The organism is Nocardioides sp. Z22_16 (assembly GCF_058134365.1).
Map to the genome: position 1 here is coordinate 523,417 of NZ_JBYTTI010000003.1, position 25,141 is coordinate 548,557.

10 protein-coding genes are annotated in these 25,141 nt (G+C 75.7%); 2 read left to right on the forward strand and 8 right to left on the reverse strand.

The annotated features are described in order from the left end of the window. Positions 1–3 precede the first annotated feature (3 nt). The 3 genes from AC3X7R_RS10965 to AC3X7R_RS10975 are packed head-to-tail and all read right to left on the reverse strand — an operon-like array spanning position 4 to position 11,078. Positions 4–327 carry a hypothetical protein gene (locus AC3X7R_RS10965; protein ID WP_489965681.1) on the reverse strand — a complete coding sequence of 108 codons (324 nt, stop codon included), beginning with the start codon at positions 325–327 and terminating at the stop codon, positions 4–6. Next, positions 320–3,505: a type I polyketide synthase gene (locus tag AC3X7R_RS10970; RefSeq protein ID WP_489965682.1), complete on the reverse strand. Its 3,186-nt coding sequence runs from the start codon at positions 3,503–3,505 to the stop codon at positions 320–322. The genes AC3X7R_RS10965 and AC3X7R_RS10970 overlap by 8 nt, the downstream gene beginning before the upstream one ends. Beyond that, positions 3,498–11,078 (reverse strand): SDR family NAD(P)-dependent oxidoreductase, encoded by a 7,581-nt coding sequence (locus AC3X7R_RS10975; RefSeq protein ID WP_489965684.1) that lies wholly within the window; start codon positions 11,076–11,078, stop codon positions 3,498–3,500. The genes AC3X7R_RS10970 and AC3X7R_RS10975 overlap by 8 nt, the downstream gene beginning before the upstream one ends. Positions 11,079–11,388: 310 nt before the next feature. Here AC3X7R_RS10975 and AC3X7R_RS10980 point away from each other — a divergent pair, with 310 nt between their 5' ends. Together AC3X7R_RS10980 and AC3X7R_RS10985 are read left to right on the forward strand one after the other, a co-directional pair. Further along, entirely contained in the window at positions 11,389–12,807 is a 1,419-nt protein-coding gene (locus AC3X7R_RS10980; protein WP_489965686.1) for a wax ester/triacylglycerol synthase family O-acyltransferase, read from the forward strand. Then, the gene (locus tag AC3X7R_RS10985; RefSeq protein ID WP_489965687.1) at positions 12,807–14,213 is read left to right on the forward strand and encodes a wax ester/triacylglycerol synthase family O-acyltransferase; all 1,407 of its coding nucleotides are present in this window, start codon (positions 12,807–12,809) and stop codon (positions 14,211–14,213) included. Before AC3X7R_RS10980 ends, AC3X7R_RS10985 begins: the two co-directional genes overlap by 1 nt. On the opposite strand, the gene AC3X7R_RS10990 is transcribed toward AC3X7R_RS10985, so the two are convergent. The 5 genes from AC3X7R_RS10990 to AC3X7R_RS11010 form a co-directional block, all read right to left on the reverse strand. After that, complete coding sequence (locus tag AC3X7R_RS10990; RefSeq protein ID WP_489965688.1) at positions 14,210–14,929, reverse strand: ACT domain-containing protein; 720 nt, start codon at positions 14,927–14,929, stop codon at positions 14,210–14,212. The genes AC3X7R_RS10985 and AC3X7R_RS10990 overlap by 4 nt on opposite strands. A gap of 144 nt (positions 14,930–15,073) precedes the next feature. Beyond that, positions 15,074–16,825 (reverse strand): exodeoxyribonuclease V subunit alpha, encoded by a 1,752-nt coding sequence (gene recD, locus AC3X7R_RS10995; RefSeq protein ID WP_489965689.1) that lies wholly within the window; start codon positions 16,823–16,825, stop codon positions 15,074–15,076. Continuing rightward, positions 16,822–20,307 (reverse strand): UvrD-helicase domain-containing protein, encoded by a 3,486-nt coding sequence (locus AC3X7R_RS11000; protein ID WP_489965690.1) that lies wholly within the window; start codon positions 20,305–20,307, stop codon positions 16,822–16,824. Before AC3X7R_RS11000 ends, recD begins: the two co-directional genes overlap by 4 nt. Further along, positions 20,307–23,726: an exodeoxyribonuclease V subunit gamma gene (gene recC / locus AC3X7R_RS11005; protein ID WP_489965691.1), complete on the reverse strand. Its 3,420-nt coding sequence runs from the start codon at positions 23,724–23,726 to the stop codon at positions 20,307–20,309. Before recC ends, AC3X7R_RS11000 begins: the two co-directional genes overlap by 1 nt. A 70-nt stretch (positions 23,727–23,796) precedes the next feature. Further along, positions 23,797–25,140 (reverse strand): hypothetical protein, encoded by a 1,344-nt coding sequence (locus AC3X7R_RS11010; protein WP_489965692.1) that lies wholly within the window; start codon positions 25,138–25,140, stop codon positions 23,797–23,799. Position 25,141: the final 1 nt, after the last annotated feature.

Below are 25,141 nucleotides of genomic sequence, written 5' to 3' on the forward strand. Positions count from 1 at the left end.
CCGTCAGCCCTTCACGGAGGTGACCACGAAGTCGACGACCTGGCCGACCGTGAGCCCGATGACCTCGTCGAGCTGCATGCCGGCCATCCAGCCGACGAAGTCGACCCGGTCGCCGTAGGTGGCCAGCAGCTGGTCGGCGAGCGCGACGAACTCGATGCTCTCCAGCTGCAGGTCTGCGTCGAACGACGTCTCGTCGGTGAGCGGCTCGTCGAGCAGCAGCTCGTCGCCCACCACGTCGGTCAGGATCCGTTCGAGGTCGGCGAGCACCTGCTCACGGGTGGGGACGCCGGCCGCCGGCGGGGCGACGGCCCCGGTCGGCTCAGTCATGGTCGGGGGCGGGGACTGTCCAGGCAACGATGTACTCCTCACGTGCGGCGGCCGCCGCGGTGGCGGCCGCTGGGTGGTGTTCGGGATCGGGGTGGGTCAGGGAGCGGGTGGCGACCCACTGGTCCCCGACGCGCAGGTGGTGGAAGTCGACCTCGACGACCTCGAAGTCCTTGGGCCGGCCCTGCAGCCCGGTGCCCCGGGCCTTGGCCGCGGCCTCCTTGGCGGCCCACCAGCGGGTGAGCTCGCGGTCCCGGTCGCCCCCGGAGACGCGCTCGAAGAGCTCGTGCTCCTCCGCGGAGAGGGAGGCGGCCTCGAAGATCGCGGAGCGCTCGGCGACCAGCTCGATGTCGATGCCGACCGGCTCGCCCAGCGAGGTCAGGGCGACCCCCACGGAACCCGAGTGCGCGATCGAGACCCCCAGGTCGAGCTCGGTCGGGGTGGTCACCACCGGCCGGCCGGACTCCTCGTTGCGGACCTGGACCTCGACGGGGAAGAGCGGCGGGAGTCCCCGCTCGAGCACCTCCCGGCGTACCGCGTCCTTGGCCGCGATCCGCCCCAGCAGCCAGGTCCGCTGGGCGCGGGGGTTGCGCGAGTGGTACTCGGCGCGCTCGGCGACGCCGAGGAAGCGGCGCATCACCAGGTCGCGCGACGGGGAGTCGGGCCACCCCTCACGGACCAGCATCCAGCCGCCCGGCTGCGGCTGGGCCAGCAGGTGGGGGCGTGGCGTCTTGAGCACCGAGAAGAGCCGGTCGTCGGACTGGAACCGACGGTCCTCCCAGCCCTCGATCCGGCACCACAGGACGCCGTCGACGAGGAGCTCGAGGTCGGCGCGGACCGAGTCGTCGGTGAGCTCGGTGCAGTGCGCCACGCAGTCGACCAGGGTGCCGGGCTCCGGGGGCGGGCCGAAGTAGCTGATCGAGTCCATGGTGGTCGGCAGCACCATCCGGTCCTTGTCGACCGCGCAGGCGAACCAGTAGCCGAAGAGCTGGCCGGCGTTGTCGAGCAGGGCGCCGGTCGCGGTCTGGGTCTCCAGGGTCCCGCGCACGCCGTCGCCGCCGAAGACCTCGATCGAACGGATCCCCTGGTAGGCCGGCCCGTGGAAGAGGTGACGTCGCGAGTAGATCTCGGAGACCGGGCAGGGCATCTCGAGGCGGCCGCGGATGAACCTGTTCCACGGGCGCGGCGGCGCCGGGTGGCGGGCGGCCAGGTGGACCACCGCGCGGGCGTGCCCGTCGACGCTGGTCCGGACGACCGTCGTTCCCTCGGGAGCCTGGGCGGTGGCGGTGGCGTCGATCGCGGCGCGGACGGTCACCTCGACCGGCGGGTCGACCGCCAGCCACTTGAAGGCGCGGACCGACTCGACCCGGACCGTCACCGCGCCCGGGACGAGGGCCTCGGCCTCCTCCACCAGCATCTGCACGATCCCGGTCATCGGCACCAGCGGGAAGGTGTCCTCGGAGTCGGGCCAGTCGTGGGGCTGCTCGAAGAAGGCGTGGTCGAGCCACCACGGCTGCTCGGTGACCGAGAGGCGCAGCGTGCGGTGCCGGGTGGTGGCCGGTACGCCGGGTGGCGCTGCCGCGGTGCTCCCTGCCGCCGTGGCGGGCGCCACCGGTGCGGCGGGCACCGCCGCGGGCACGGACAGGTCGGCTCCCGGGCGGTCCGGGTGCGTGCGTGGGGGAGGGGTCCCGAGGGCGGCCGGGCGGCTTGTGGCGGGGGCAGCGTGGCGACGCACCCGCCGGGCCGGCGCGGTGGCGGCCGCGTGCAGCACCGCCCGGGCGGCGTCCGCGCTCTCGGCGAGGAACGCCTCGTACTCCGCGAGGAGGGCAGCCGGGACGCCGACCGCGCCGACCGCGCCGACCGCGGCGGGCTCGGCGGGGGCGGCGGTGACCCCGACGGGCTCCGCGGCCAGCGGGGCGGGCGGCGTGGTGGGCGGCGTGGCGGGAACCGAGACGGGTGCGGGCGCGGGCGCCGCCGGACCGGGGTGCCCCAGCGCGGTGAGATCGACCGCGGCGCCGGTGCTCCAGAGGGCGGCGGCGACCCGGCGGAGCTGGTCCAGCCCGCTGGTCCTGGCACTGGCCGCCGCGACGGTCAGCACGTCCTCGTGGCGCAAGGTGTCGTCGACGAACCCCAGGAGGCTGCCGGTGCCGACCTGGACGAAGGCCCGGACCCCCTCGGCGTGGAGGCGCTCGGTGAGGCCGCGGAAGCGGACCGGCTCGACGAGGTGGCGCAGCGAGAGCGCGGTGATCCCCTCGGCGTCGTCGGGGTACGGCGCGCAGCTGGTCGCCGACCAGAGCGGGACGCGCGGGGGCAGCAGCGGCAGGTCGCTGAACTGCGACCACATCGCGTCGACGAGCGGGGCGAAGAGCGGGGAGTGGAAGCCGGAGCGGAACGGCAGCTCCTGGGCCAGCACCTTCCGCGCCACCGCGCGCTCCCGGACCACCGCGGCCGCCTCGGCAGGGGCGCAGACGATCGACTGGTGCGGGCAGTTGTCGTGGGAGACGTGGGCGTCGGCGACGCCCGCCACCAGCTCCTCGGTCACCTCCACCCCGCATCCCAGGGCGAGGAAGACGACGTCGGAGAACTGGAGGTCGCCCGGGCGCAGGCCCCCCAGGAGCGCGTCGAGGGAGGCGTCCGGCACCATCCCCGAGACCACCTGACCGGTCCACTCCCCGAGGCTGTGGCCGGCGATGAGGTCGGGAGCCACCCCCATCCGCCGCAGCGCGCCCGCCAGCAGCCGGCCGACGGCGAGGATCCCGCGACCCTGGTCCTGCAGCTCGGTGCTGTCGGGGATCCCGGCCCAGGGGAGGCCGAAGTGGTCGGCCACGTCGGCGACCAGCGGGGCGAACTCCGGCTCCACGCCGGGGAAGAGGAACGCCACCTTCCCACCCGAGGAGATCAGGCCCTCGGGGTCGAACCAGACGTCGTTGCGACCGCGGAACGCCGTCCCGCGGGCCAGCACCTTGGCGGCGAGGGTGAGTCGACGGTTGTCGGGCGCGACGACGGCCAGCCGGGCCGGACCACCGTCGGGGGCGGGGCGCTCGGCGCGCTCCTCGGGTGGGGCCGCCTGCCACGCCTCGAGCTGGGAGGCCAGGTCGGCAGCGTCGTCCCCCGCGAGGAGCAGCAGCTCCTCACGTGCGGGGGCACGATGCCGACCAGCCCGGCCCGTCCGGTCAGTCACGGCCCGGCGAGCCCGGCATCCGTGAGTCCTGCAGGGGGGAGCCGTGCAGGCGCTGTCCGAGGCCGGAGCGGTCCAACGGCGGCGCGAAGGCCTCGGGGTCGCCGCACATCACCACGAGCTGGCACGGGCCCTCCTGCGCCGCGACCTGCTGCAGCAGCGCGCGGACGCCGTCGTCCGGGTCGAGCATCCCGATGCCGCGCCGCGCGTACTCCCGCTCGAGCTCCGGGGAGACCATCCCGCCCCCGGCCCACGGGCCCCAGTCGAGGCTGAGCACCCGGCATCCCTGACGTCCGTCGTGGGCCCGGGCCAGCGTGTCCAGCGCGTCGTTGGCGGCGGCGTAGTCGACCTGACCCTTGTTGCCGAAGACCCCGCTGACGCTGCCGAAGAGGACGACGAAGCGCAGGCCGAGGTGGAGGCGGGAGAGGATCGTGAGGGCGCCGTCGACCTTCGTGCCGTAGACCCGGTCGAAGCTCTCGTCGCTCTTGTCGCGGGCCAGCCGGTCCTCCAGCACGCCGGCGCCGTGGACGACGCCGTCCAGCCTCCCGAACCGCTTGTGGAGGTCGTCGAGGAGCAGGCCGAACCGCGGCGAGCGGACGTCGAGGGCGACGTACTCCACCTCGGAGCCGAGCGCCCGGAGCCGCTCCAGGTTGGCGCGCATCTCACGTCCGGCCAGGATCCGCGAGCAGGTGGCCTCGATCTCGGCGGGGGTGCGCAGCTCGCCGATCTCCAGCAGCGTCCGGCGCAGGGCCCGGGCGTCGCCGGCGGCGGCGGTGCGGGGGTCCTCCTCACCGTCGGGGAGCGGGGAGCGCCCCACCAGGACCAGGCGGCAGCCGGCCCTGCCGGCGATCGCCTCGGCCACCTTGGCGGTGATGCCGCGTGCGCCGCCGGTGACCACCACGACCGACTCCGCCTCGAGCGGCAGGCCCGGGTCCTGGTCGGCCAGGGTGCGGGCCGGGCCGACGGTGCGGCTGGCCCGGTGGCCGCCGACCCAGGAGATCGAGGTCGGCGCGTCCAGGTCGAGCAGCTCGTCGACCAGCGTCGCGGAGAGCGGGGCGAGGTCCTCGTCGCGGAGGTCGGCCTCGCCCACCTCCACCGCGCGGACCAGGACGTCGGAGCGCTCGCGGGCCAGCGAGCGCAGCAGGCCGGCCACCCCCGTGGGCGTGCCGTCGGCGTGCAGCGCGACGCCGACGGTCAGCAGCCGGTGGGCCTTGCCCTCCAGCGCCGGGCGCAGGGCGGCGAAGACGCGACGGGCATCGACCGCGGCGTCGCCGGCGGTCGCGGACAGGTCGACCACCACGTCGGCGGCACGCAGGTCGTCCGAGCCCCGGCTCGAGGTCTGCCCCGACCCGGCGGCCAGATCCTCGCCGGAGAGGGTGGTGACGGCTGCTCCGGCGTTGCCCAGCGCCCGCTCCACACCGGAGGTGAGACCGGGGTGCCCGGCGAGCACCACCACCCGGGACTCGGTCAGGTCGCCGAGCGGGACGGTGGGCCCCAACGGGTGGCTGCGCACCTCGAAGAGGTGGGTGGCGGCGCGGACGACGGTGACGTCCTCGTCCGGGGCGGCCGCGGCGTGCTCCGGGACGCTCTCCGGGGCGGAGGCGGGGGGCGTGGCGGGGGGCGGGGCGGGGGTCGCGCCGGTGCTCTCTGCGCTGACGCCGCTGCTCTGCTGGGACTCGATCCAGCCGACGAGGGCGCGGAGCGTCTTGTGCTTGGCGAGCTCCTCGACGACCGACTCGTCGAGGGCGGCGCCGGCACCGCCGTCGCCGGTGGGGAGGCCGCCGAGGCCGATGCGCTCGGCGAGCTCGCCGACGATCTCGATGCGCTTGATGGAGTCGATGCTGAGGTCGGCCTCGAGGTCGAGGTCGGGGTCGAGCATCTCCACCGGGTAGCCGGTGCGGTCGCTGACCACGCCCTGCACCGCCGTCAGCAGCTCGGCGCCCGACAGGGCGGCGGGGCCCCCGGCGGGGGCCTCGCCGGCGTCCGTCGGGACACCTGCGGCGGCGACCGCGGGTGCTTCCGTGGGCGGGGCCGCGGGGGTGGCCGCGGGGGCGCTGCCCTGCTGGGACTCGATCCAGCCGACGAGGGCGCGGAGCGTCTTGTGCTTGGCGAGCTCCTCGACGACCGACTCGTCGAGGGCGGCGCCGGCACCGCCGTCGCCGGTGGGGAGGCCGCCGAGGCCGATGCGCTCGGCGAGCTCGCCGACGATCTCGATGCGCTTGATGGAGTCGATGCTGAGGTCGGCCTCGAGGTCGAGGTCGGGGTCGAGCATCTCCACCGGGTAGCCGGTGCGGTCGCTGACCACGCCCTGCACCGCCGTCAGCAGCTCGGCGGTGCTGCGCACCCCCGCCTGCTCCACCGCGGGTGCGACGGCCGCAGGGGCGGCCGGAACCGCGCCCTCAGCCGGAGCCGGAGCCGCAGCCGGAGCGGCCTGAGGAGCCGGCGCAACGGCGGCGGGCATGGCGACCGGGTGGGCCGCCGGGAGCGCCGGGAGCCCGGGCGTCCCGCCGGCGGGAGCCTCGGCGCCGAGGTAGCGCAGCATCACGTCGCGCTCCGCGGCGACCATCTCGCGCAGACCGCGCAGGTACTCCTGGACGACGGTCGAGACCGCGTCGTCGGGGGCTGGGGCGGTCAGGATCGGCTCCGAGCTCACGGGTGCTCCCTGCGGGTAGGCGGTGGGCGCGGCCGCGACGGTGGACCCAGCGGGGGTGCCGGCTGGCGTGCCGGTGGGGGCGGCGCCGGGGACGGCGAGCGGCGGCATCGTGTCCGCGGCCTGGAAGCTGCCCCGGACGGGCGTGCCGTCGACGCCGCGGACGAACGCGCCGTCCACCGACCAGGCGGGGGCGCGGGCCGGCAGCCGGTGCAGGTCGAGGACCTCGGCGCGGCCCTCGAAGAGCGCGGTGGGGTCGACCGGCACGCCGAGGGTGGCGAGCTGCCCGACGGCGGTGAGGAAGCGGCGCAGCCCCGGCTCCCCGGAGGCGTCGGTCGCGACCATGGCGTGCGGGCGGTCGCCCAGGATCTTGGCGACCTGCTGGCTCAGCACCCGCCCGGGGCCGGCCTCCACGAAGACCCGCACGCCGGCGGCGTACATCGACTCGACCTGCTCGACGAACCGGACGCCGGCGGTCACCTGCTCGGCCAGCAGCCGGCGTACGGCGTCGGGGTCGTCGCCCGGGTAGGGCTCGGCCGTGGTGTTGGACCAGACCGGGAACCGCGGGGCGCGGACCGGCAGCTCGGCGAGCCTGCCGGCGAGGAGCTGCCCGGCCTCGCCGACCAGCGGCGAGTGGAAGGCGCAGGCGACCGGGATCACGGTCGCCTTGACGCCGTCGGCGTGCAGGGCGGCGACGGCCTCGTGGACGGCGTCGGTGGGGCCGGAGACGACCACCTGGCGCGGGCCGTTGTGGTTGGCCACCACCAGGGTGGGCCAGGCCTGGAGGCGGGCGGTGACCTCCTCGACCGGGAGCGCGATCGCGGCCATCGTGCCCGGGTCGCCGCCGGTGCGCTCGACGGACTCCAGGATCGCCCCGCCGCGGGCGGCGCTCAGCTCGAGCAGGGTGGCGTCGTCGAAGGAGCCGGCGGCGGCCAGCGCCGCGAGCTCGCCGTAGCTGTGGCCGGCGGCGACGTCCGGCTCGACGCCGAGGCGCCGCAGCAGCCGGGTGATGGCCAGCGAGGCGATGCCCAGGGTCGGCTGTGCCACGTCGGTGGCGGTGATCGCGGCCTGCTGGGCGGCCCGCTCGTCACGGGTGAAGGCGGTCGGCGGGAACATCGTGCCGGTCCACCGGGACCCGAGCCGCAGCAGGTCGTCGAGCCCGCCGAAGGTGACGAAGAGGTCCTGCAGCATCCCCGGGCGCTGGCTGCCCTGCCCGGGGTAGAGGAAGCCGACCCGCGGGGCGCCGCACGGGTCGAGCCCCTCCTCGGGCGTCGCGACGAAGACGCCGTGCCGGGCGTCGGTCCCGCCGGCGACCCGGCCGAGCTGGGTGGCCAGCTCCTCCAGGCTGTCGGCGACCAGGGCCACCTGGACCGGTCCGCGGCCGCTCCGGGAGACGGTGGCGGCGAGGTCGCGCAGGCGGTGCCGCTGCCCCGAGGGGTCGCTCTCGCGGATCGCGGCGACCTTCTCGGCGAGCTCGGCGACGGCCGTGGCCGCCGCGTCGGCGTCGGGGGCGCGGAGCAGGAAGAGCTCGTGCGGCCAGTGGTCGGCGCCGAAGCCGGGACGGTCGCCCTCGTCGTAGGAGGAGACCAGGGCGTGGAAGTTGGTGCCGCCGAAGCCGAAGGCGCTGACCGCCCCCCGACGGCTCTCCTGCGGCCAGGGCGCCGGCTTCTCGTGGAAGCGGAAGGGGCTGGTCGTGGCGTCGTAGTAGGGGTTGGGCTCGACCATCCCGGCCGTCGGCGGCAGCACCCCGTGGTGCACCGCCTTGACGACCTTGATCAGGCCCGCGAGTCCGGCGGCGCACTTGGTGTGCCCGATCTGGGACTTCACCGAGCCCAGGACGGCGGCACCCGGCTCGACGCCGGCCTCGGCGAAGAGCTCGGTCAAGGTCGCCATCTCGGTGCGGTCGCCCACGACCGTGCCGGTGCCGTGCGCCTCGACCAGGCCGATCTCGGCGGCGCTGCGGCCGGCCAGGCTGAGCGCGCGGACCACCGCGCGCTGCTGGCCCTCCTTGCGGGGGGCGGTCAGCCCCAGGTGGCGCCCGTCGCTGGAGCCGGCGACGGCGTCGATCACCGCGTAGATCCGGTCGCCGTCACGCTCGGCGTCGACCCGGCGCTTGAGCACCACGCAGGCGATGCCCTCCCCGAGCGCGATGCCGTCGGCGCTGGCGTCGAAGGTGCGGCAGCGACCGGTGGGGGAGAGCGCCTTCACCGAGGAGAACATCAGGTAGTCGTTGAGGCCGTTGTGCAGGTCGGCGCCGCCGGCCAGCACCAGGTCGGACTGGCCGGTGCGCAGCTCCTTGCAGGCGGCGTCGAGAGCGGCCAGCGAGGAGCCGCAGGCGGCGTCGACGGTGAAGTTGACCCCGCCGAGGTCGAGGCGGTTGGCGATCCGCCCGGCGATGACGTTGGCCAGCACGCCGGGGAAGGAGTCCTCGGTGAGGGTGGGGAGCCACTCGTCGAGGTCGCCGGGGAGCTCGCCGAGCAGCTGCGGCAGGAACGAGCGGACGCCGTACGCGCTGCCCAGCTCGTTGCCGGACTCGGCGCCGAAGACTACCGAGGCGCGTTCGCGGTCGAAGTGGCGCGCGGCGTAGCCGGCGTCGGCCAGCGCCCGGCGGGCGACCTCGAGGCTCAGCAGCTGCACCGGCTCGATCGCGGCCAGCGAGGCCGGCGGGATGCCGTAGGCGAGCGGGTCGAAGCCGATCGCCTCGAGGAAGCCGCCCCACTTCGAGGGGGTGTGCCGCCCGGCCTTCTTCGAGTACGCCTCGGTGTCGTGGTAGAGGTCGGCGTCCCAGCGGTCGGCCGGCACCTCGGTGACCTCGCTGCGACCCGAGAGCACGGTCGCCCAGAACTCCTCGGCGCTGGTCGAGCCGGGGAAGAACGACTCCATCCCGATGACGGCGATGTCGAACGGGTCGGGCTCGGGCTCGGAGACGGCCAGCGACGCCGAGGTCGGGGCCGCGGTCGGCTCGGTCGCCAGCGCGGCGCTGCCCAGGCTGATCTCGGCGTGCAGGGCGGCCACGGTGGTGACCTGGTCGCGCAGGGTGGCGACCTCGCCGATCATGTACATGCCCTGGGCGCGCTGCCGGGCGGCGTCCACGGACTCCAGGCCGGCCTCGGTGCGGACCAGGCCCTTGGAGGCGATCCGCAGCCGGCCGAGGTTGAGCTCCTCGAGCTCGGCCCACCGCGCGTTCGCCTCGGTGCCGGCGCTCTCGAGGTCGGCCTTGCGGCGGGCGAAGGCCCGGACGAAGTCGGTCTCCACGCAGCGGGTGGCGTGGCCGGGGGCGGTCTCGAGGAGCACGGTGGTCGAGCAGTCGACGGCGACCTCCTGGAAGGCCGGCTGGATCGCGCCGGCGGCGACCGCCTCCTCGGTGAAGAGGTAGGCGGTGCCCATCAGGACGCCCACCTGGGCGCCCCGCGCGGCGAGCGGGGCGAGCACCGCGGCGGCCATCGCGGCCGACCGGGCGTCGTGGATGCCCCCGGCGAGCATGACGCGCAGCTCGGCGGGGTCGTCGACCTGCATGAGCCGCTCCACCTGGGCGTCCCAGAGCGCGAGGCTGGAGCGGGGACCCACGTGGCCGCCGCACTCGCGGCCCTCGAAGATGAACGAGCGTGCACCGTCCTTGAGGAAGCGGTCCAGCAGACCGGGCGAGGGGACGTGGAGGTAGGTGGCGATCCCGGCGTCCTCCAGCGGAGCCGCCTGGGAGGGCCGGCCGCCGGCGATCAGCGCGAGCGGCGGCGCGACCTCGTGGATGACCTCCAGCTGCTCGGCGCGCAGCTCGGCCGGGGCGAACCCGAGCACCCCGACACCCCAGGGGCGGTCGCCGAGGAGCTCGGCGGTCTCGCTGAGCAGCGCCCGGACCTCGTGGCCGGACATCAGCGCCAGCGCGAGGAAGGGCAGCCCGCCGCCCTCGGCGACGGCCGCCGCGAACGCCGCGCGGTCGCTGACCCGGGTCATCGGGCCCTGGGCGATCGGGTAGCGGGTGCCGTGGGCGGCGGCGATCCCCGTGCCGGGGGCGAGCGGCGGCGCGGTCGCGGCGGCCTCGAGGTGCTCCGCGACGGCGGCTCGCAGCGCCTGGACGACTCCGCCCACCGTGACGTACCGCTCGGCGAGTGCGGCGGCCGACCCGCTGTCCTGGCCGAACGGCACCAGGTGACGGTGGAGGTCGGGCCCGAGCATGGCGCGCACCGCGGCGGGGTCGCTCTGCTCCTCCAGGGAGGCGGCCGGCAGGTCGGGGCGGGCGTAGAACCGCACGCCGGCGACGACCCGGGTCTCGCTGCCGTCCATGGCGGCCAGCGCCTGCCGGGCCTCGGCCCCCAGGGACGACTCGCGGAGCAGGCCGAGCTGGGTGTCGAGGACGACCCCGGCACCGCCGCCGGCGAGGACGGCCGACGCGGTGCGCAGTCCGATGCCACCGCGCAACCAGACCGGGACGCCGAGCCCGACGACCTGCTGGAAGAGGATGAACGCCTCGGTCGGGCCCACCACACCGCCGGCCTCGCGGCCGGAGGCCAGCAGCCCGTGGAACCCGGCCGCCACGGCGACCTCGGCCTCCTCGCGGCTGGTGACCTGGGCGACCAGCGTCCGTCCGGGGGCGGCCCAGGCGGAGGCGAGTGCGGACACGAGGGTGAGCGTCGCGGCGGCGTCGTCGGGGCCGGCGGCCGCCGGCCCGGTGAGCGGCAGCACGACGACGGAGAAGAGCTCGGGGGCGGCTGCCTCGGGGCTCACCGCGGGCCCGGGACGCAGCCAGCACGACGGCGTACGACGCCGGCGCAGCTCGGCTGCCGCGGTGGAGAGGGCCGTGTCGTCCGACGCGTCGAGGAGGCCGGTGCCCCCGGCCCGGTGCGCGGCAGCGACCAGGCCCGGGTTCGGCTGGGCGCACGGGTCAGCGGCCACGATCACCTGCTGTGTTCCGGGCTCGACACCGCTCATCGCACGACTCCCTCCGCCTGATGTGACCTCCGCCCTCCGCGGATCGAAAGCCCGGCAACCTCCCTAGTTACCAGACAGTCACATTCGGTGAGGAGCCACTGTAGGTCGAAACCTACGCAGGCGTAACCTATGTGACGCAGGTCACATTTCGCCTCGCGGGAGCCTTCTCGAGAGGTCCACCGTTCGGAATGGATCCCGTGACGCGGCTCACCTGACGTGCGATGCTCGGCGGTCACTGTGCGCCACCCGGACGTCGGGCGGCCGCCCGCCTGACACACCGGTCAGGCGCTCCGGAGGAAGTAGTCACGGCATGCATCGACTGGTCGGCAGCGACACCGGTTTCCTGGCGATCGAGAGCGAGAGCCAGACGTCGACCTGCGTCGACGTCGTGATCCTGGACCCGGGAGGGCGCGGCCCGCTCGACCTCGCGGGGCTGCGGGAGCGGCTCGCCGCGCGCCTGCCCTCCACCCCGGCGCTGGGGCGCAGGCTGCGCGAGGTGCCCTTCGGTATCGGCCACGGGATCTGGGTCGACGACCCCTCCTTCGACCTCGCCGAGCACCTGGGGCACGCCGTCCTCCCCGCACCGGGTGGCGAGGAGGAGCTGCGGGGCCTGCTCGCCGAGATGCTCCCGGGCCTGCTCGACCGGTCCCGGCCGCTGTGGCGGGTCACCCTGGTCGACGGCCTCGCGGCGGGGCGCCAGGCGCTGGTCTTCCAGTTCCACCACACCCTCGCCGACGGGGCCGGGCTGGTGGAGACGATCACCCGGCTGCTCGACGACGGCGCCGACGGCCGCCCGCCGGCGCCGGGCTCCGAGCCGGCCGCCGTCAGCGCCCCCGACCCGGGTGCCGCCCGCCTGTTCCTGCTGACCCTGGGGAGCCAGCTGGTGGCGTGGCTGGCCGCGCCCGCGCTCCTGGTCCGGACCGTGCGCCGGTTCCGCGCCGTGGAGCGCCGCAAGGAGGTGGCCGAGGTGCGGGTGCCGAGGTCGCTGCGCGGCTCCCCGCCCTCGATCCTCAACCGGTCGGCCGACGACGCGCGCGACTTCGCCAGGGCGCGGCTGGCCATGGACGACCTGCGCGCGGTGCGCAGCGTCGCGGGCTGCACCCTCAGCGACGTGGTGCTCGCGGTGGTGGCCGGGGCGCTCCGCACCTACCTGCAGGACCGGGAGGAGCTGCCGGCGGCTCCGCTGGTCGCCAACGTCCCCGTCGGCAACGACCCGGCAGGCGCCGGTCCGCGGACGACCGGCAACCACTTCTCCAACTACTTCACCCTGCTGCCCACCGACCTGGCCGACCCCCGCGCCCGCCTGGCGGCGGTCGCGGCCGGCACCGCCGAGGCCAAGCTCCAGCTCGAGCTGCAGGGCAAGGACACCGTCCCGGCCTGGATCGACCGCGTCCCGCCGGCGCTGGCCGCCCGGCTCGCCGGCCGGATGTCGGCGCGGCAGCGCGAGGGCGCGGTCGCCCCCGACTGCAACGTGCTGATCTCCAACATGCGGGTGCCGGCCCGGTGGACCTTCCTCGGGCAGGAGGTGCCGGACTTCTTCATGAGCGGCCCGGTCGCCGACGGTGCTGGTCTCAACATCACCCTCACCGGCTACGGCGACCACATCACGCTCGCGCTGGTGGTCAACCCCAGCGCCGTGGACCGTCCCGTCGAGCTCGCGCACCGGATCGACGAGGCCATGGCCCAGCTCCGCGAGGCCTGTGCCGGCGGCCGGGGAGAGGTGGCCTGATGCGGCGGCTCAACGGTGAGGACGCCGGCTTCCTCTACATGGAGCAGCCCGAGCAGCCGATGAACTCGATGGCCGTGGGGGTCCTGGCGGCCGGCGAGGCGCTGACCCTCGCCGACGTGCGCCGCCACCTGGCCTCCCGCCTCGACGAGCTGCCCTCCTTCCGGTGGCGCATCCTCCCGGTGCCGCTGCGACTCCACCACCCGGTCGCCGTGCCCGACCCCGACTTCGTCCTCGACCAGCACCTGCGCCACGTGACCCTGCCCCCCGGGGAGGGCACCGACGCCGGCCTGGAGGCGCTCTTCGCCCGTCTCGCCGAGGAGCACCTCGACCGCCGCCGCCCCCTGTGGCAGGTGGTGCTGGTGGACGGTCTCGAGGGGGACCGGCAGGCGCTCATCGCGAAGTACCACCACTGCCTCGCCGACGGGGTGGCCGGGATCTACAACTTCTCCCGTCTCTTCAGCGACGCCGAGCACCCCCCGGCAGAGCTTCCCCGGTTCGTGCCCGCCCGGCTGCCGGGCCGGGTCCGGTTGGTCGCCGGCGCGCTGGCCGACCATGCCCGGGCGCTCCTCCGGTTCCCCGGACTGCTGCTGCGCACCGCCCTGGGCGTCCGCGCGGTCCGCACCCGGCGGCGGACGGCGACCGTGGAGGTGCCGGGCTTCGCCGCCCAGGCACCGTGGACGCCCCTCAACGACGCGTTCACCCCGGCCCGCCGCTACGTCCGGGCCGAGATCCCGCTCGACGGGGTGAAGCGGATCAAGGACGTCTCCGGGGGGACCCTCAACGACGTGGTGCTCGCGGTCGTGGCCGGGGCGCTCTGCCGCTACCTGCCCGCCCGCGGCGGGCTGCCCGAGCGGCCGCTGCTCACCACCGTCCCGGTGAGCACCGAGGAGACGCACGCGCTGACCCGGCAGTGGGGCAACCACTTCTGGAGCTTCACCACCACCCTGGCCACCGACGTGGCGGACCCCTGGGAGCGGCTGGCGGCGATCGGGGCGAGTGCCCGGGAGGGCAAGCAGCGCCTGGAGGCGCTCGGCGTGGGCCTGGTGCCGGACTGGCTCGACGTCCTGCCGCCGCTGGTCGTGGAGCCCGCCGCGCGCGGGATGCTGGAGCGCGGCCGGCAGGCGCAGGAGTCCGTCGACGCCACCATCCTGGTCTCCAACGTGCGCGGGCCCGCGGAGCCGTGGTCGCTGCTCGGCCGCACCGTGGTGGACCTGCACGTCGACGGTCCCCCGAGCAACGGCGTGGGGGTCAACGTGATGGTCTGGAGCTACGGCGACCGGCTGCTGCTGGGCTGCCTGGCCTTCGCCGACGCCCTCGACGACCCGGCGGAGTTCCGGCAGGCGCTCGGCGAGAGCTACGCCGAGCTCAGCGCGCTGGCCGACGAGCGCGCCGGACGCGTCGCCTAGGCCTCGGGCGACGCGGCGCCGTCATCCGGTGCGAAGCCGGCGGCGGCGGCCGCGGCGCTGGCCGCGGCGGCGGCGGCGCTCTCCGCCGCGGTGCGGGCCAGCTTGGCGGCCTGGGTGATGGAGGTGGCGAGGTTGACCAGGTGGCCGATCCGGGCGAGCTCGGAGTCGAGGAACTCCGGACCGCCGCGACGGCCCACGACGTAGAGCTCGTCGCCCACCGGTACGCCGCAGAGCACGAGGTTCTCGTCGGCGGTCTCGAGCCGGGTCGGGTGCTCGATGTCGGCCCAGTCCACGCTGTCCGGTGCTGCCTCGGTGCGGTCGACGATGAGGGCGCCCTCGGGGGTGTTGCGGAGCCGCACACCCCAGTCGACGCGGAACGACATCGGGATCAGCCCGAGCAGCCGGTGGTGGGCCTCCTCGGGGTGGGTGGTGATCTCCTCGACCACCTCGAGGTCGAGGAAAAGGTTGCCGCCGGCGGCGTACCGGTTGATCCAGATCACCCGGACGCCGTCGAGCTGGCTGCACGCCGAGACGATCGAGTCGGGCATCGTGCCGTGCACGATCTCGAGCAGGACGTCGTCGACCGCGGTGCCGTGGCTGGTCTTCTCCACGATCTCGATCGCCTCGATGTCGCCGCCGGCCTCACCGATCGCCGTGGCCACCCGCCCCAGGGACCCGGGGACGTCGGGCAGCTCCACGCGCAGCAGGAAGGGCATCGATGAGGCTCCAGGATGTCGGGGTCAACGGGTCTGGCGGTCGGGCGCGCCCACCGGGCCACCGTGCCGGCGACCGAGGGCGACGCTGACGACAGTAACGAAGACGTGTGTCATCCGGGTTTCGAGTCCGCCCGGTCGACCGGCTCACCGGTCGCGCAGCCGGTCGGCCAGCCCGGTCGCCCGCATCGCGCGGCGCGTCACCGCGGCGCGGACCTCGGCCTCGGAGCCGACCACCCGCACCCGCTCCCGGGCCCGGGTGACCGCGGTGTAGAAGAGCTCGCGGGTGAGCAGTCGGGAGTCCTCCGGCGGGAGCAGCACCGTCACCTCGTCGGCCTGGCTGCCCTGGCTCTTGTGGATGGTCATCGCGTGCATCGTCTCCACGTCGCCCAGGCGCGAGGGGGCGAAGTCCCGGGGGCCGCCACCGGAGTCGATGAAGACCCGCGGCCCGGCGGGGGTCGCCACCACCACGCCGGTGTCGCCGTTGTGGACGCCCAGCGAGTAGTCGTTCGCCGTGACCAGCAGCGGCCTCCCGAGGTAGGAGGTCTCGTGGAGCGGGTCCTGGGTCTCGGCGGTGATCCACTGCTCGACCCGGCGGTTCCAGTGACGGACGCCGTAGGGCCCGTCACGGTGGGCGCAGAGCAGGCGGTGACGGTCGAGGGCGCGCAGCGCGCGGGGCGCGTCCCCGGCCTCCGCCGCGTCCCGGACGGCGAGCGCCGTCCCCAGCGCCGCCCCCCGGATCCGGGAGGAGGGATCGGCGTCGCGCACCCACTCGACGCGGGGATGCCCGGCACCGAGCACCTCCACCGCGTGGTCGGCGTCCCCGGTGCGGAGCGCCTCGGCCAGCTCCCCGATCTCGGCGCCGAACCGGTGGACGGTGCGCAGCGAGGCGACCGGTGAGTCGTCGCGCCCCTCGAAACCGCGGACCAGGTCGCTGAGCACCGCGCCCGCGTCGACCGAGGAGAGCTGGAACGGGTCGCCGACCAGCACCAGGCGGGCGTCGGGGCGCACGGCCTCCAGCAGCCGGGCCATCATGGTCAGGGAGACCATCGAGGCCTCGTCGACCACCACCACGTCGTGCGGGAGGCGGTTGCCCCGGTGGTGGCGGAAGCGGGTGCTGTTGCCCGGGTCGCGCCGGAGCAGGCGGTGCAGCGTGGAGGCGTGGACCCCGGTCAGCTTGGCCCGGTCGGCGGGGGTGAAGCGCTCCGCGGAGTCGTGGACCGCCTGCTGCAGGCGGGCGGCTGCCTTGCCGGTGGGCGCGGCCAGGGCGATCCGGAGCGTCTGCCCACGGGCGGCGGCCTGGTCCTGGAGGGCGACCAGGAGCCCGGCGACGGCGGTGGTCTTGCCGGTGCCCGGGCCGCCGGTGATCACCGAGGTCCACCGCTGGGCCGCGCGCAGGCAGGCGTCGCGCTGCTCGGCATACCCGGGGCCGGGCAGGACCCGCTCCAGCGTGGCCTGGACGAGCGTCGCGTCGAGGGAGGGCGCCGTGCCGCCGCGCGCCCGGAGGTCGTCGAGGACCTGCGTCTCCTGCTCGTGGTAGCGGTCCAGGTAGAGCAGCCCGCGCTCCCAGCGCAGCACCTGTTGGGCGACCAGCGGGCTGGCGGCCAGCGCCCGCTCCCAGGCGGCCGTCTCGGGCCACGGCAGGAGGTCGCGCAGTGGCAGCTCGGCGGCGGCGGCGAGGTCGAGGCAGACCGACCCGGAGCGGACCGCGCGGCTGGTGAGCGCCACCGCCAGCAGGACAGCCTGGTCGCGCTCGCCACCGAGCTCACCGAGGTTGCGCGCCACGTTGACGTCACCGGAGGTCAGCAGCCCCGCCCTGTTGAAGGTCGCGAGCAGCCCCTCGACGCCGAGCGCGAGGCGGGCGTCCTGGGCGTCGACGGGCTCGAAGACGTCACTCATCCGGCGTCACCTCCGAGGTCTCGTCGGCGCTCGGCGCCGTTGGTCGGGGGGACGCCGCCGGCGCGCTCCCCGTCCAGCAGCGCGGAGAGCTCCTCCACCAGCGGGACCGGGGGCCGCCAGGCGAAGACCCCGCACGGCGACCCGTCGACCACCGGCGTCCGCGGCCCGCACATGCCGCGGAGGTACAGGTAGAGCACGCCGCCCAGGTGCTGGGCCGGGTCGTAGCCGGGCAGTCGCCAGCGCAGGTAGCGGTGGAGGACCACCGTGTAGAGCAGCGCCTGGAGCGGGTAGTCGGAGTGGCTCATCGCCTCGGCCAGCACCGAGGGCCGGTAGGAGTGGGCGGTCAGCGGGGCGGAGGTGTCGCCGAGCCAGTTCGTCTTGTAGTCGACCGTCAGGTAGCGGGTGGTCCCGTCGACCGGCACCCGCAGCACGACGTCGATGGAGCCGGTGAGGTAGCCGCGCAGCACCTGCCCGGCCAGGACGGGGTCGTCCTCGAGGGTCTGCGCGTAGCCCAGGAGCGGGTCGCCGGCGGGCAGGTGGCGGCGGAGCAGCGGCGCGAGGTCGCCCAGACGCACGGGCCGCGCACCGCGCCCCGAATCACCGGGACGGTGCTCGTCGCCCCCGACGAGCGGGAACTCGAAGTCGAGCTCGGCGAGCCGGTCCCGCAGCGACAGGTCCATCCATGTCACGTCACCGGCGAGCGGGCCCAGCGGGCTCGCGCAGACGGTCACCAGGGCGTCGGCCAACGCCTCGGCCTCGACGTCGACCGGCCACCAGACGCGGTGCTCCTCGACCAGCTCGAGCAGGTGGGCGCGGAAGTCCGGCGCGGCGGGGTCGGCGTGCTCCAGCACGGCGTGCACCAGCGAGCCGAAGGTGGCGCCCATCGGCAGGTCGGCCATCGGGGAGGGGACCGCGGCCAGCTCGGGGTGGTCGGGCTCGACGGCGAGGATCCCCAGCTCGGCCTGGTCGTCCATCTCCGGCACCTCCTCGGGCTCGGAGAGACCACGAGCGCTGGCGCCGTCGACCCCGACCGGCGCGGAGGCGGCGGCGGAGAGCGCGGAGTAGGAGGTGCGGCGCCAGTCCGTGTCGACCCGCCGGGTGAAGACCCGTGCCGCCAGCCGGTCCCGCGAGGGCTCGATCGGGGTGGGGTCGGGCGGGTCGTGGGCGGCCAGCTCGGGGTGGAAGCCGCCCGCGTCGCGCCAGTGGCCGAAGATCTCCACCGCGCGGGCGTCGTCGACCAGGGCCTGCTCCTCCGGGACGGCGGCGCCGCCGGGCCGGCGTCCGAAGAGCATCCGGTGCAGGGCGGAGCCGGAGGTGTTGCGCTGGGTCGGGGCGTACCAGGCGACCACCTGGGACTTGGCCCGGGTAAGGGTGACGTAGAGCAGGCGCAGGGACTCCCCGGCGTCCTCGCGCCAGTGCCGGGCCACCGCGTCGGCGCGGTGCGGACCGGGGCCGCCGACGTCGCGGCAGCGCTGGTCGTCGGCGTCGTGGAAGAGCGGCACCTCGGGCTCGGAGCCGGTCCACCGGTTCCACAGGGTCGGGGCGTAGACGACCGGGTACTCCAGGCCCTTGCTGCCGTGGATCGTGACGAGCTGGACCGCGGCGGCGTCGGAGTCCAGGCGCCGGGTCCGCTCCGAGGCCACCTCGAGCTTCTCGTCGGCCACCTGGCTGCGCAGCCAGGCCACCAGGCCGACCGGTCCGAGGCGCTGCTCGACGGAGACCTTGTGCAGCGCCTCCCCGATGTGCCGGACGTCGGTGAGGAGGCGCTCGCCGCCCAGCCTGGCCAGGACGCGCTCGGTCATCCCGTCGAGGACGGCGCACTCCAGCACGGCGGCGACCCCGCGGTCGGCGAGCACCTCGGAGAGCACCCGGACCTGGTCGGAGAGCTCGTCGGTGAGCCGGTCGGAGGCCTCGGTGCTGCCGGCGTCGAGCTCCGTGGCGGAGAGCCCGACGAAGCAGGTGAGGGCGGCGGCGCGCACCCGCTCGGTGCGGTGCGGCTGCTCGAGCGCCTCCAGGAAGGTGAGCCACTCCGTCGCGGCGGGGGTGTGGAAGACCGAGCCGCCGGCGTTGACCACCGACGGGACGCCGACGTCGGCGAGCGCGCGCTGGGCGGCCTGCAGGTCGACCCGGCGGGCGGCCAGGACGGCCACGTCGCCCGGGACCAGGGGGCGACCGTCCCAGGTGGCGCCGCTGGTGAGCAGCTTCTTGATGTCGCGGGCCATGTCGGTGATGACGTGGTCGCGCCACAGGTCCACCGGCGGCTTGGCCCTCGGTCCGACGCCGAGCTCGTCGCGCCTCACCAGACGCATCCGGAACGGGGCGCCGGCGCCGACCAGCCGGGACTCCTGGTGGTGGGCGCCGACGGGGTGGACGACGATCCGCGGGTCGCCGAGCTGGGCCCCCTCCAGGACGGCGTGCAGCGACTCCAGCAGCGGCCGGTCGGCGCGCCAGTTGGTGCCGAGGGTCTGCCGGGTGGTGGCCCGGTCGGCGGCGTGCAGGTAGGTGACGACGTCGCCGCCGCGGAAGGCGTAGATGGCCTGCTTGGGGTCGCCGATGAGCACCAGGGTGCAGGCGCCGTCGAAGGCGCGTTCGAAGACCTGCCACTGCACGGGGTCGGTGTCCTGGAACTCGTCGATCAGCGCGACCTTCCAGCGCTGCTGCATCCGCCGCCGGGCGGGGGAGCCCGGCGCGGCGAGGGCGTCGGCGAGCTGGCCGAGCAGGTCGTCGTAGCTGAGGATGCCGAGACGGCGCTTGCGCCGGTCGACTTCGGCCAGGACGTCGCGGGCGAACCGGACGCGGGCGGCGGCCTCCGACTCCGGCGCCACCTCCAGCGCCGCGGCGGGCTCGACCCGGGCCCGGGGGTCGCCGACCACGGCGCGGGCGATCCGGCGGGCCACGTCGTGGCCCCACGGGGGGTGCTGCTCGCCGGCGAACCGCGCCAGGTAGAGGTCGTCGACGACCTCGTCGGTGAGGAGCTCGAGGTCCTCCACCAGGACGGCGTCACGGTCGGTGTCGCCGGCGACCCCGAGGCTGCGCAGCACCAGCTGGCAGAACTGGTGGATGGTCGCGATGGTGGCGGCGTCGAAGTCGGTCAGCGCCGCCGTCACCCGGGCTAGCCGCACCGCCCGGTCGGCGTCGTCGGTGGCGAGCAGCCAGCCGTGCAGCTCGTTGGCCGGGTCGGCCGAGGCCGGGTCGGCCAGCACGGCGACGGCGTCGTCGAGCTGGGCCCGGACCCGCTCGCGCAGCTCCTGGCTGGCGGCCCGGGTGAAGGTCACCACCAGCAGCTCGTCGAGACCGGCGACCCCCTCGGCGACGTACCGGGTGACGAGGGCGGCGATGGTCCAGGTCTTGCCCGTGCCGGCGCTGGCCTCGAGCAGCGTGGTGCCGGTGGGCAGCGGCCCGGTGATGTCGAAAGGGGTCGGGGGCAGGGGCGCCGACGGTGGGGTGACCGACTGGTCGGCGAACTGGGTCGGGGTCTCCATCAGATCCCCCTGACCAGCTCGTGGCCGGCGAAGACGAGCGGACCCCAGACCCGCCACGCGTAGTGGCCGAGGCGGTGCGGCGCCGGCTCCGCCGCGTCGTCGGCCAGGGGCGGGAGTGCCTCCTCGTCGGCACGCAGCGGGCCGGCCAGCTGCTCGTACGGCGCCTGCTCGCCGAAGGCGCGGACGTGCCACCGGTCGGCGTCCTCCTTGGGGAAGCCGCTGTCGCTGAACCGGGGGGTCTCCCACTCGCGGCGGCCCTTGGCGTCGGGGTCGGCGTCGCGGCCGCGGAGCACGTGGACCCGCTCCTCCGCCCAGGCCAGCGAGGTGCGCGGGGGCACCGGGAGCGGCTCGCGCAGCCCGCGCTCGTAGACGTCGACCAGGTCACGCAGCCATCGGCGGGCGTCGGGCTCGGGCAGCGGCGCGACCTGGGCGACCTTGCCGCTGGTGCGGTACTTGCCGATGGTGTGGACGGTCCAGTTCTCGTCGGGGTGCCCGGCCGCGAGGGCGAGGGCGTCGAGCCAGGAGACGATCCGCTGCTTGGCGCCGAGGTTGGAGTAGCCGACCCGCACCACCTGGTTGCCGAAGATGTCGGAGACCGTCCCGGTGACCCGTCGGTCGCCGAGGTCGATGTCGACGTCGAGGGTGCGCGGCGTCCCGGTGCGCAGCGAGAGCGCCTTCTCCACCAGGGGGCGGACCTTGCCGACCACGTCGGTGAGGACCCCGACCCCGAGATCGCGGGGCGGCAGCAGGCCGCGCAGCTGCTCGGCCACCATCGCCGACCGGGGGTCGGCCCCGGCCAGCACGTCGTGGACCAGCCGGTTGCCCACGTCCCACTGCTCGAGCGCGTCGAGGGTGATCGGGATGGCGTCCTTGGCCTCGTCGGCCTCGTAGGGGGTGGTGATCCGGAGCCGGTTGACGAAGAACCCCTTCACCGGGTGGCGGAGGAAGTCGTGGAGCTCGGCCAGCGAGACCTCGGGGACCAGGTCGCCGGGGGGCAGCGGCTCCGGGACCAGGTCGCGGACCACCGGGACCGGGCTCCGGGCCGCGACCGCCCCGGCGAGGGCGGAGTGGTCGAAGGTGAACGGCTCGTCGCCCACCAGGCCGCCCGGCACGAGGTTGGCCTCGTCGAACGGCTGGAGGGGGTGGTGGACCAGGACCCGGTCGCGCACCGGCTCCGCGGCGGTCCGGTCGAGGGCGTCGAGCAGCTCGCCGAGCGGCACCGCCGGGGGGCGCGCCGCACCGGTGTGCTCGCCGCGCCCGGTGTAGGTGACCACCAGCGTCTCCCCGGCGGCGCCGATCGCGTCGAGCAGGAGCTGCCGGTCCTCGGAGCGGACGTCGCGCTCCCCGGTCAGCGGGCGCCGGGCCAGCACGTCGTCGCCGTCGACGGAGGCGACCCGCGGGAAGACACCGTCGTCGAGCCCGACGAGGCAGACCACCCGGTGTGGCACCGAGCGCATCGGCACCATCGTGCAGACGGTCAGGGTGCCGGTCCGGAAGTTGGAGCGGCTCGGTCGGCCGCGCAGCCGGTGGGCCAGCAGCGACCGGACGTCGGCGTGCCGCAGCCGGGTGTCGTCGTCGCCGCCCGCGCTGGCCGCGATGCGGGCGAGCTCGCGGTCGAGCTGGGCCGACTGCCAGGCGTCCTCCGGGGAGGTGGCGGTCAGCTGGTGCACCCCGTCGCCGAGCGCGGCGGTCCACTCGGTGGCGGTGCGGGCCACCCGGGCGCGGTCGACGAAGGTGTGCAGGCGCTCGACCAGCTCGGTGAACCGGCCGACGAGGTCGAGGTCGGAGTCGCCGACGTCGTCGAGGGGGAGGGTGCCCCCGACGTGGCGGTGGCCCAGCCCCGAGACCGCGGCGCCGAGCAGCACCCGGCGCAGTCCGGAGCGCCAGGTGTTGGCGTCGAGGTCGAGGCCGAAGTCGGCCCGGTGGGCGGCGTCGTACCCCCAGCGGATCCCCGCCTGCCGCACCCAGGTCGCGATCCGCTCGAGGTGGTCGTCACCGAGGCCGAACCGGGCGCGGACCGGGTCGGTGCCGGCGAGGTCGAGCACCTGGGTGGCGGTCAGCCGCCCGTGGGCGAGCTCGACCAGGGTGGCCGCGACGGCGAGCAGCGGGTTGGTCGCCCCCGGGGACCGGTCGGCGAGCCGGACCCGCAGCTGGTGCGCCGGGTGGCCGAGCCGGGGCCCGGCCACGTCGGCCAGCCCGAACCCGGCGGAGACCAGCGGCGCGTAGCTCTCGATGTCCGGGCACATGACGAGGATGTCGCGCGGCTCCAGGGTCGGGTCGTCCTGGAGCAGGCCCACCAGCACCTCGCGGAGCACGTCGACCTGCCGGGCCTGGCCGTGAGCGGCGTGCACCTGCACCGACCGGTCGCCCGCGGCCAGCAGCCGGGTGGCCCGGCCGGCGGCGTCGGGAGCCCGGTTGGCCCGGAGATCGGACTGGAGCCAGCCGAGCAGCGTCTCGCGCGATGCCGGGGCCGGCGGTGCGGGTGGCTCGACCACCTCGGCGAGGGCGGTGGCCACCCCCAGGGTGCGGCGCAGCTCGCGGGCGTCCCGCCCGAGCGAGGCCAGCAGCGGGTGGCCCACCCGCGCGACGGAGTCGTCCTCGGCCCGCGGGACCGGACCGGGCACCCCGCCCGGGCCGCCGCGCGCGGTCGGGGCCAGGTCGTCCCACAGGGCCGCGGAGACCTGCGGCAGCCACAGGTGGACCTCACGGGTGCCGGCGAGGGCGGCCAGCAGCTCCACCTCGGTCGCCGGCAGCCGGGTGTGGCCGAAGAGGGAGAGCCGGGTGGGGAGCTCCAGGCTCGGGTCATCGGCGCGGAGCCGCTCCAGGGTCCGGGCGTGCCGCTCGTCGGGCGCGGGCAGCCCGACGTGGACCACCAGCCGCCGCCACAGCTCGGCTTGCCAGAGCAGGTCGTCGTCGAGCGGGGTCGTCGTCCCGTCGGTGTCGCGCCCGGCCCGCCAGTCGGTGAGGAGCTGCGGTCGCTGCACGGCGTAGGAGGCGAAGAGGGAGGCGAGACGGTGGGCCACCGAGAAGCGCCGGGAGCGCCGCAGCTCGTCGTCGTCGTGGTGCCCCAGATGAGCCGAGAGCGCCTCGAACCCCGGCTCGCCCAGCGACTCGTCGATCGCCTCGAGCAGCGGCCAGACCAGCTGGTCGGGCGCCCACGGGTCGTCCCGCTCCCGGCCGAGCAGCAGCGCGACCAGCGACGAGGGCGCCAGGAAGCGGACGCCGGCGCAGACGCCGTCGCCGCGGGTGCCGGCGCCGAGCCGGTGGGAGAGGCGCTGGGTCAGCCACCGCTCCATCCCCTTGACCGGGACGACCACGACCTCCTGCTCGAACGGGTCGGGCAGGGGCGTGCTCAGCAGGCCGCCCAGCTCGTCGGCGAGCTGGGCGGTGCTGGTCGCACGGTGCAGGTGGAGAGGCACGCGCCGAGCATGCCACGCGGTGCCGACACCCAGCCGTCAGGCACGGCCCCGGGTCGGGCGGGTCCCCGGATCAGTCCCGCGAACGGCGCGTGAGGGTCAGGGTGAGCCCACCGCGGGCCTCGTGCCCGAGCTTCACCAGCAACGCGTAGGGCTCGCGGTACAGCAGCTGTCCGGTCGCGACCGGCCTGACCGCGCTGACGGAGGTGTAGCCGCCGGGACAGTCGCGGTAGCACGGCCCGCTGAGCGCCGCGGACCACTCGCTGCCGGTGACGGTCACGTCGCTGGCCGCGAGCTGGATCGACGCGGGTCCGTCAGCCGGCACCCGGGCGGTGAACCACTGCCCGGGCTCGGTCGACTCGAAGCGGACGGGCGGTCCGCCCAGCACCAGGTCGGGTGCCTCGCGGATGGAGCGGACGCGCAAGGTCCGGTCCTGGGGTGCCGCGTCCGGGTCGGTCGCCACCACCAGGCGGTGGGTGCCGCCCTCGGCCGGGACGGTGGGCGCGGGACGCAGCCAGGTGGCGGAGCCCTGTCGCCACCACTCCTCCTCGGAGTCGAGGAAGGTGCTCACGCCCGCGGGCAGCGCCACGGTGAGGACGTGCTCCCGACCGCGTCCGGCGGGCAGGGTCACCGGCGGTCCGTCGAGCTCGACGACGTGGGTGGACGCGCTCCGGGCGTCGACCCAGGCGCGGGTGGGGGAGGTGAGTCCGATCCGCGTGCCGCGCCGGACCACGGGGTCCTCCTCACCGCGTACGTCCCAGGCGACGACGGGCTGCCCGTGCTCGAACGAGGCGCCCTCCCAGCCGTACCAGCGCAGCTCGTCGCCGACCAACAGCTCGCCCGTCCGGATCGCCCGGCCGCGGGCGTCGCGGCCCGTGAGCTTCACCCGGCCGGTGCGCGGCACCTCGACCCAGGCGACGTCGAGGTAGCCCCGCCGGGGCCTGTCGAGCCGGACCGCAGCGCCGTCCACCGGGGCCTCCCGCCCCCGCAGCTTGGTCAGCTGGAGGCGCGTCGCGGCGATGCAGGCTCCGCGGAACCCGATCGTCGCCCGGCCGGTCGACCTCACTCGGAAGACGTGGTGGAGCTTCTCCCGCCGTGCGCCGCGACGGTCCGTCAGGGTCAGGTGCCCCCGACAGGTGCCCCTGACGCGCAGGGTGACCTCGTCGCCGCGACGCGCCCGGAAGGTGATCTCACCGGGCTGACGGGATGCGACGCGGAGGGGACCGTCGCCGTAGGCGCGGACGGCTCGCTTGACCGGCGGCCGCGGGGCCGCCGCCGTCGCCCCGGCAGACGCCTCGGGGGACGCCAGGCTCCCGGCCGACGTCCCCTCCACCAGGGTCCCGCCCGCGGGGGCGGCGGACGCCAGCAGAAGTCCTGCGCCCAGGGACACTACGACGGTCGCGACGGCTCGTCGCATG

Coding starts and splice junctions, on each gene's coding strand:
- AC3X7R_RS10965 (WP_489965681.1), bottom strand. CDS start 327: ATGACTGAGCCGACCGGGGCCGTCGCCCCGCCGGCGGCCGGCGTCCCC.
- AC3X7R_RS10975 (WP_489965684.1), bottom strand. CDS start 11,078: ATGAGCGGTGTCGAGCCCGGAACACAGCAGGTGATCGTGGCCGCTGAC.
- AC3X7R_RS10980 (WP_489965686.1), top strand. CDS start 11,389: ATGCATCGACTGGTCGGCAGCGACACCGGTTTCCTGGCGATCGAGAGC.
- AC3X7R_RS10985 (WP_489965687.1), top strand. CDS start 12,807: ATGCGGCGGCTCAACGGTGAGGACGCCGGCTTCCTCTACATGGAGCAG.
- AC3X7R_RS10990 (WP_489965688.1), bottom strand. CDS start 14,929: ATGCCCTTCCTGCTGCGCGTGGAGCTGCCCGACGTCCCCGGGTCCCTG.
- recD (WP_489965689.1), bottom strand. CDS start 16,825: ATGAGTGACGTCTTCGAGCCCGTCGACGCCCAGGACGCCCGCCTCGCG.
- AC3X7R_RS11000 (WP_489965690.1), bottom strand. CDS start 20,307: ATGGAGACCCCGACCCAGTTCGCCGACCAGTCGGTCACCCCACCGTCG.
- AC3X7R_RS11010 (WP_489965692.1), bottom strand. CDS start 25,140: ATGCGACGAGCCGTCGCGACCGTCGTAGTGTCCCTGGGCGCAGGACTT.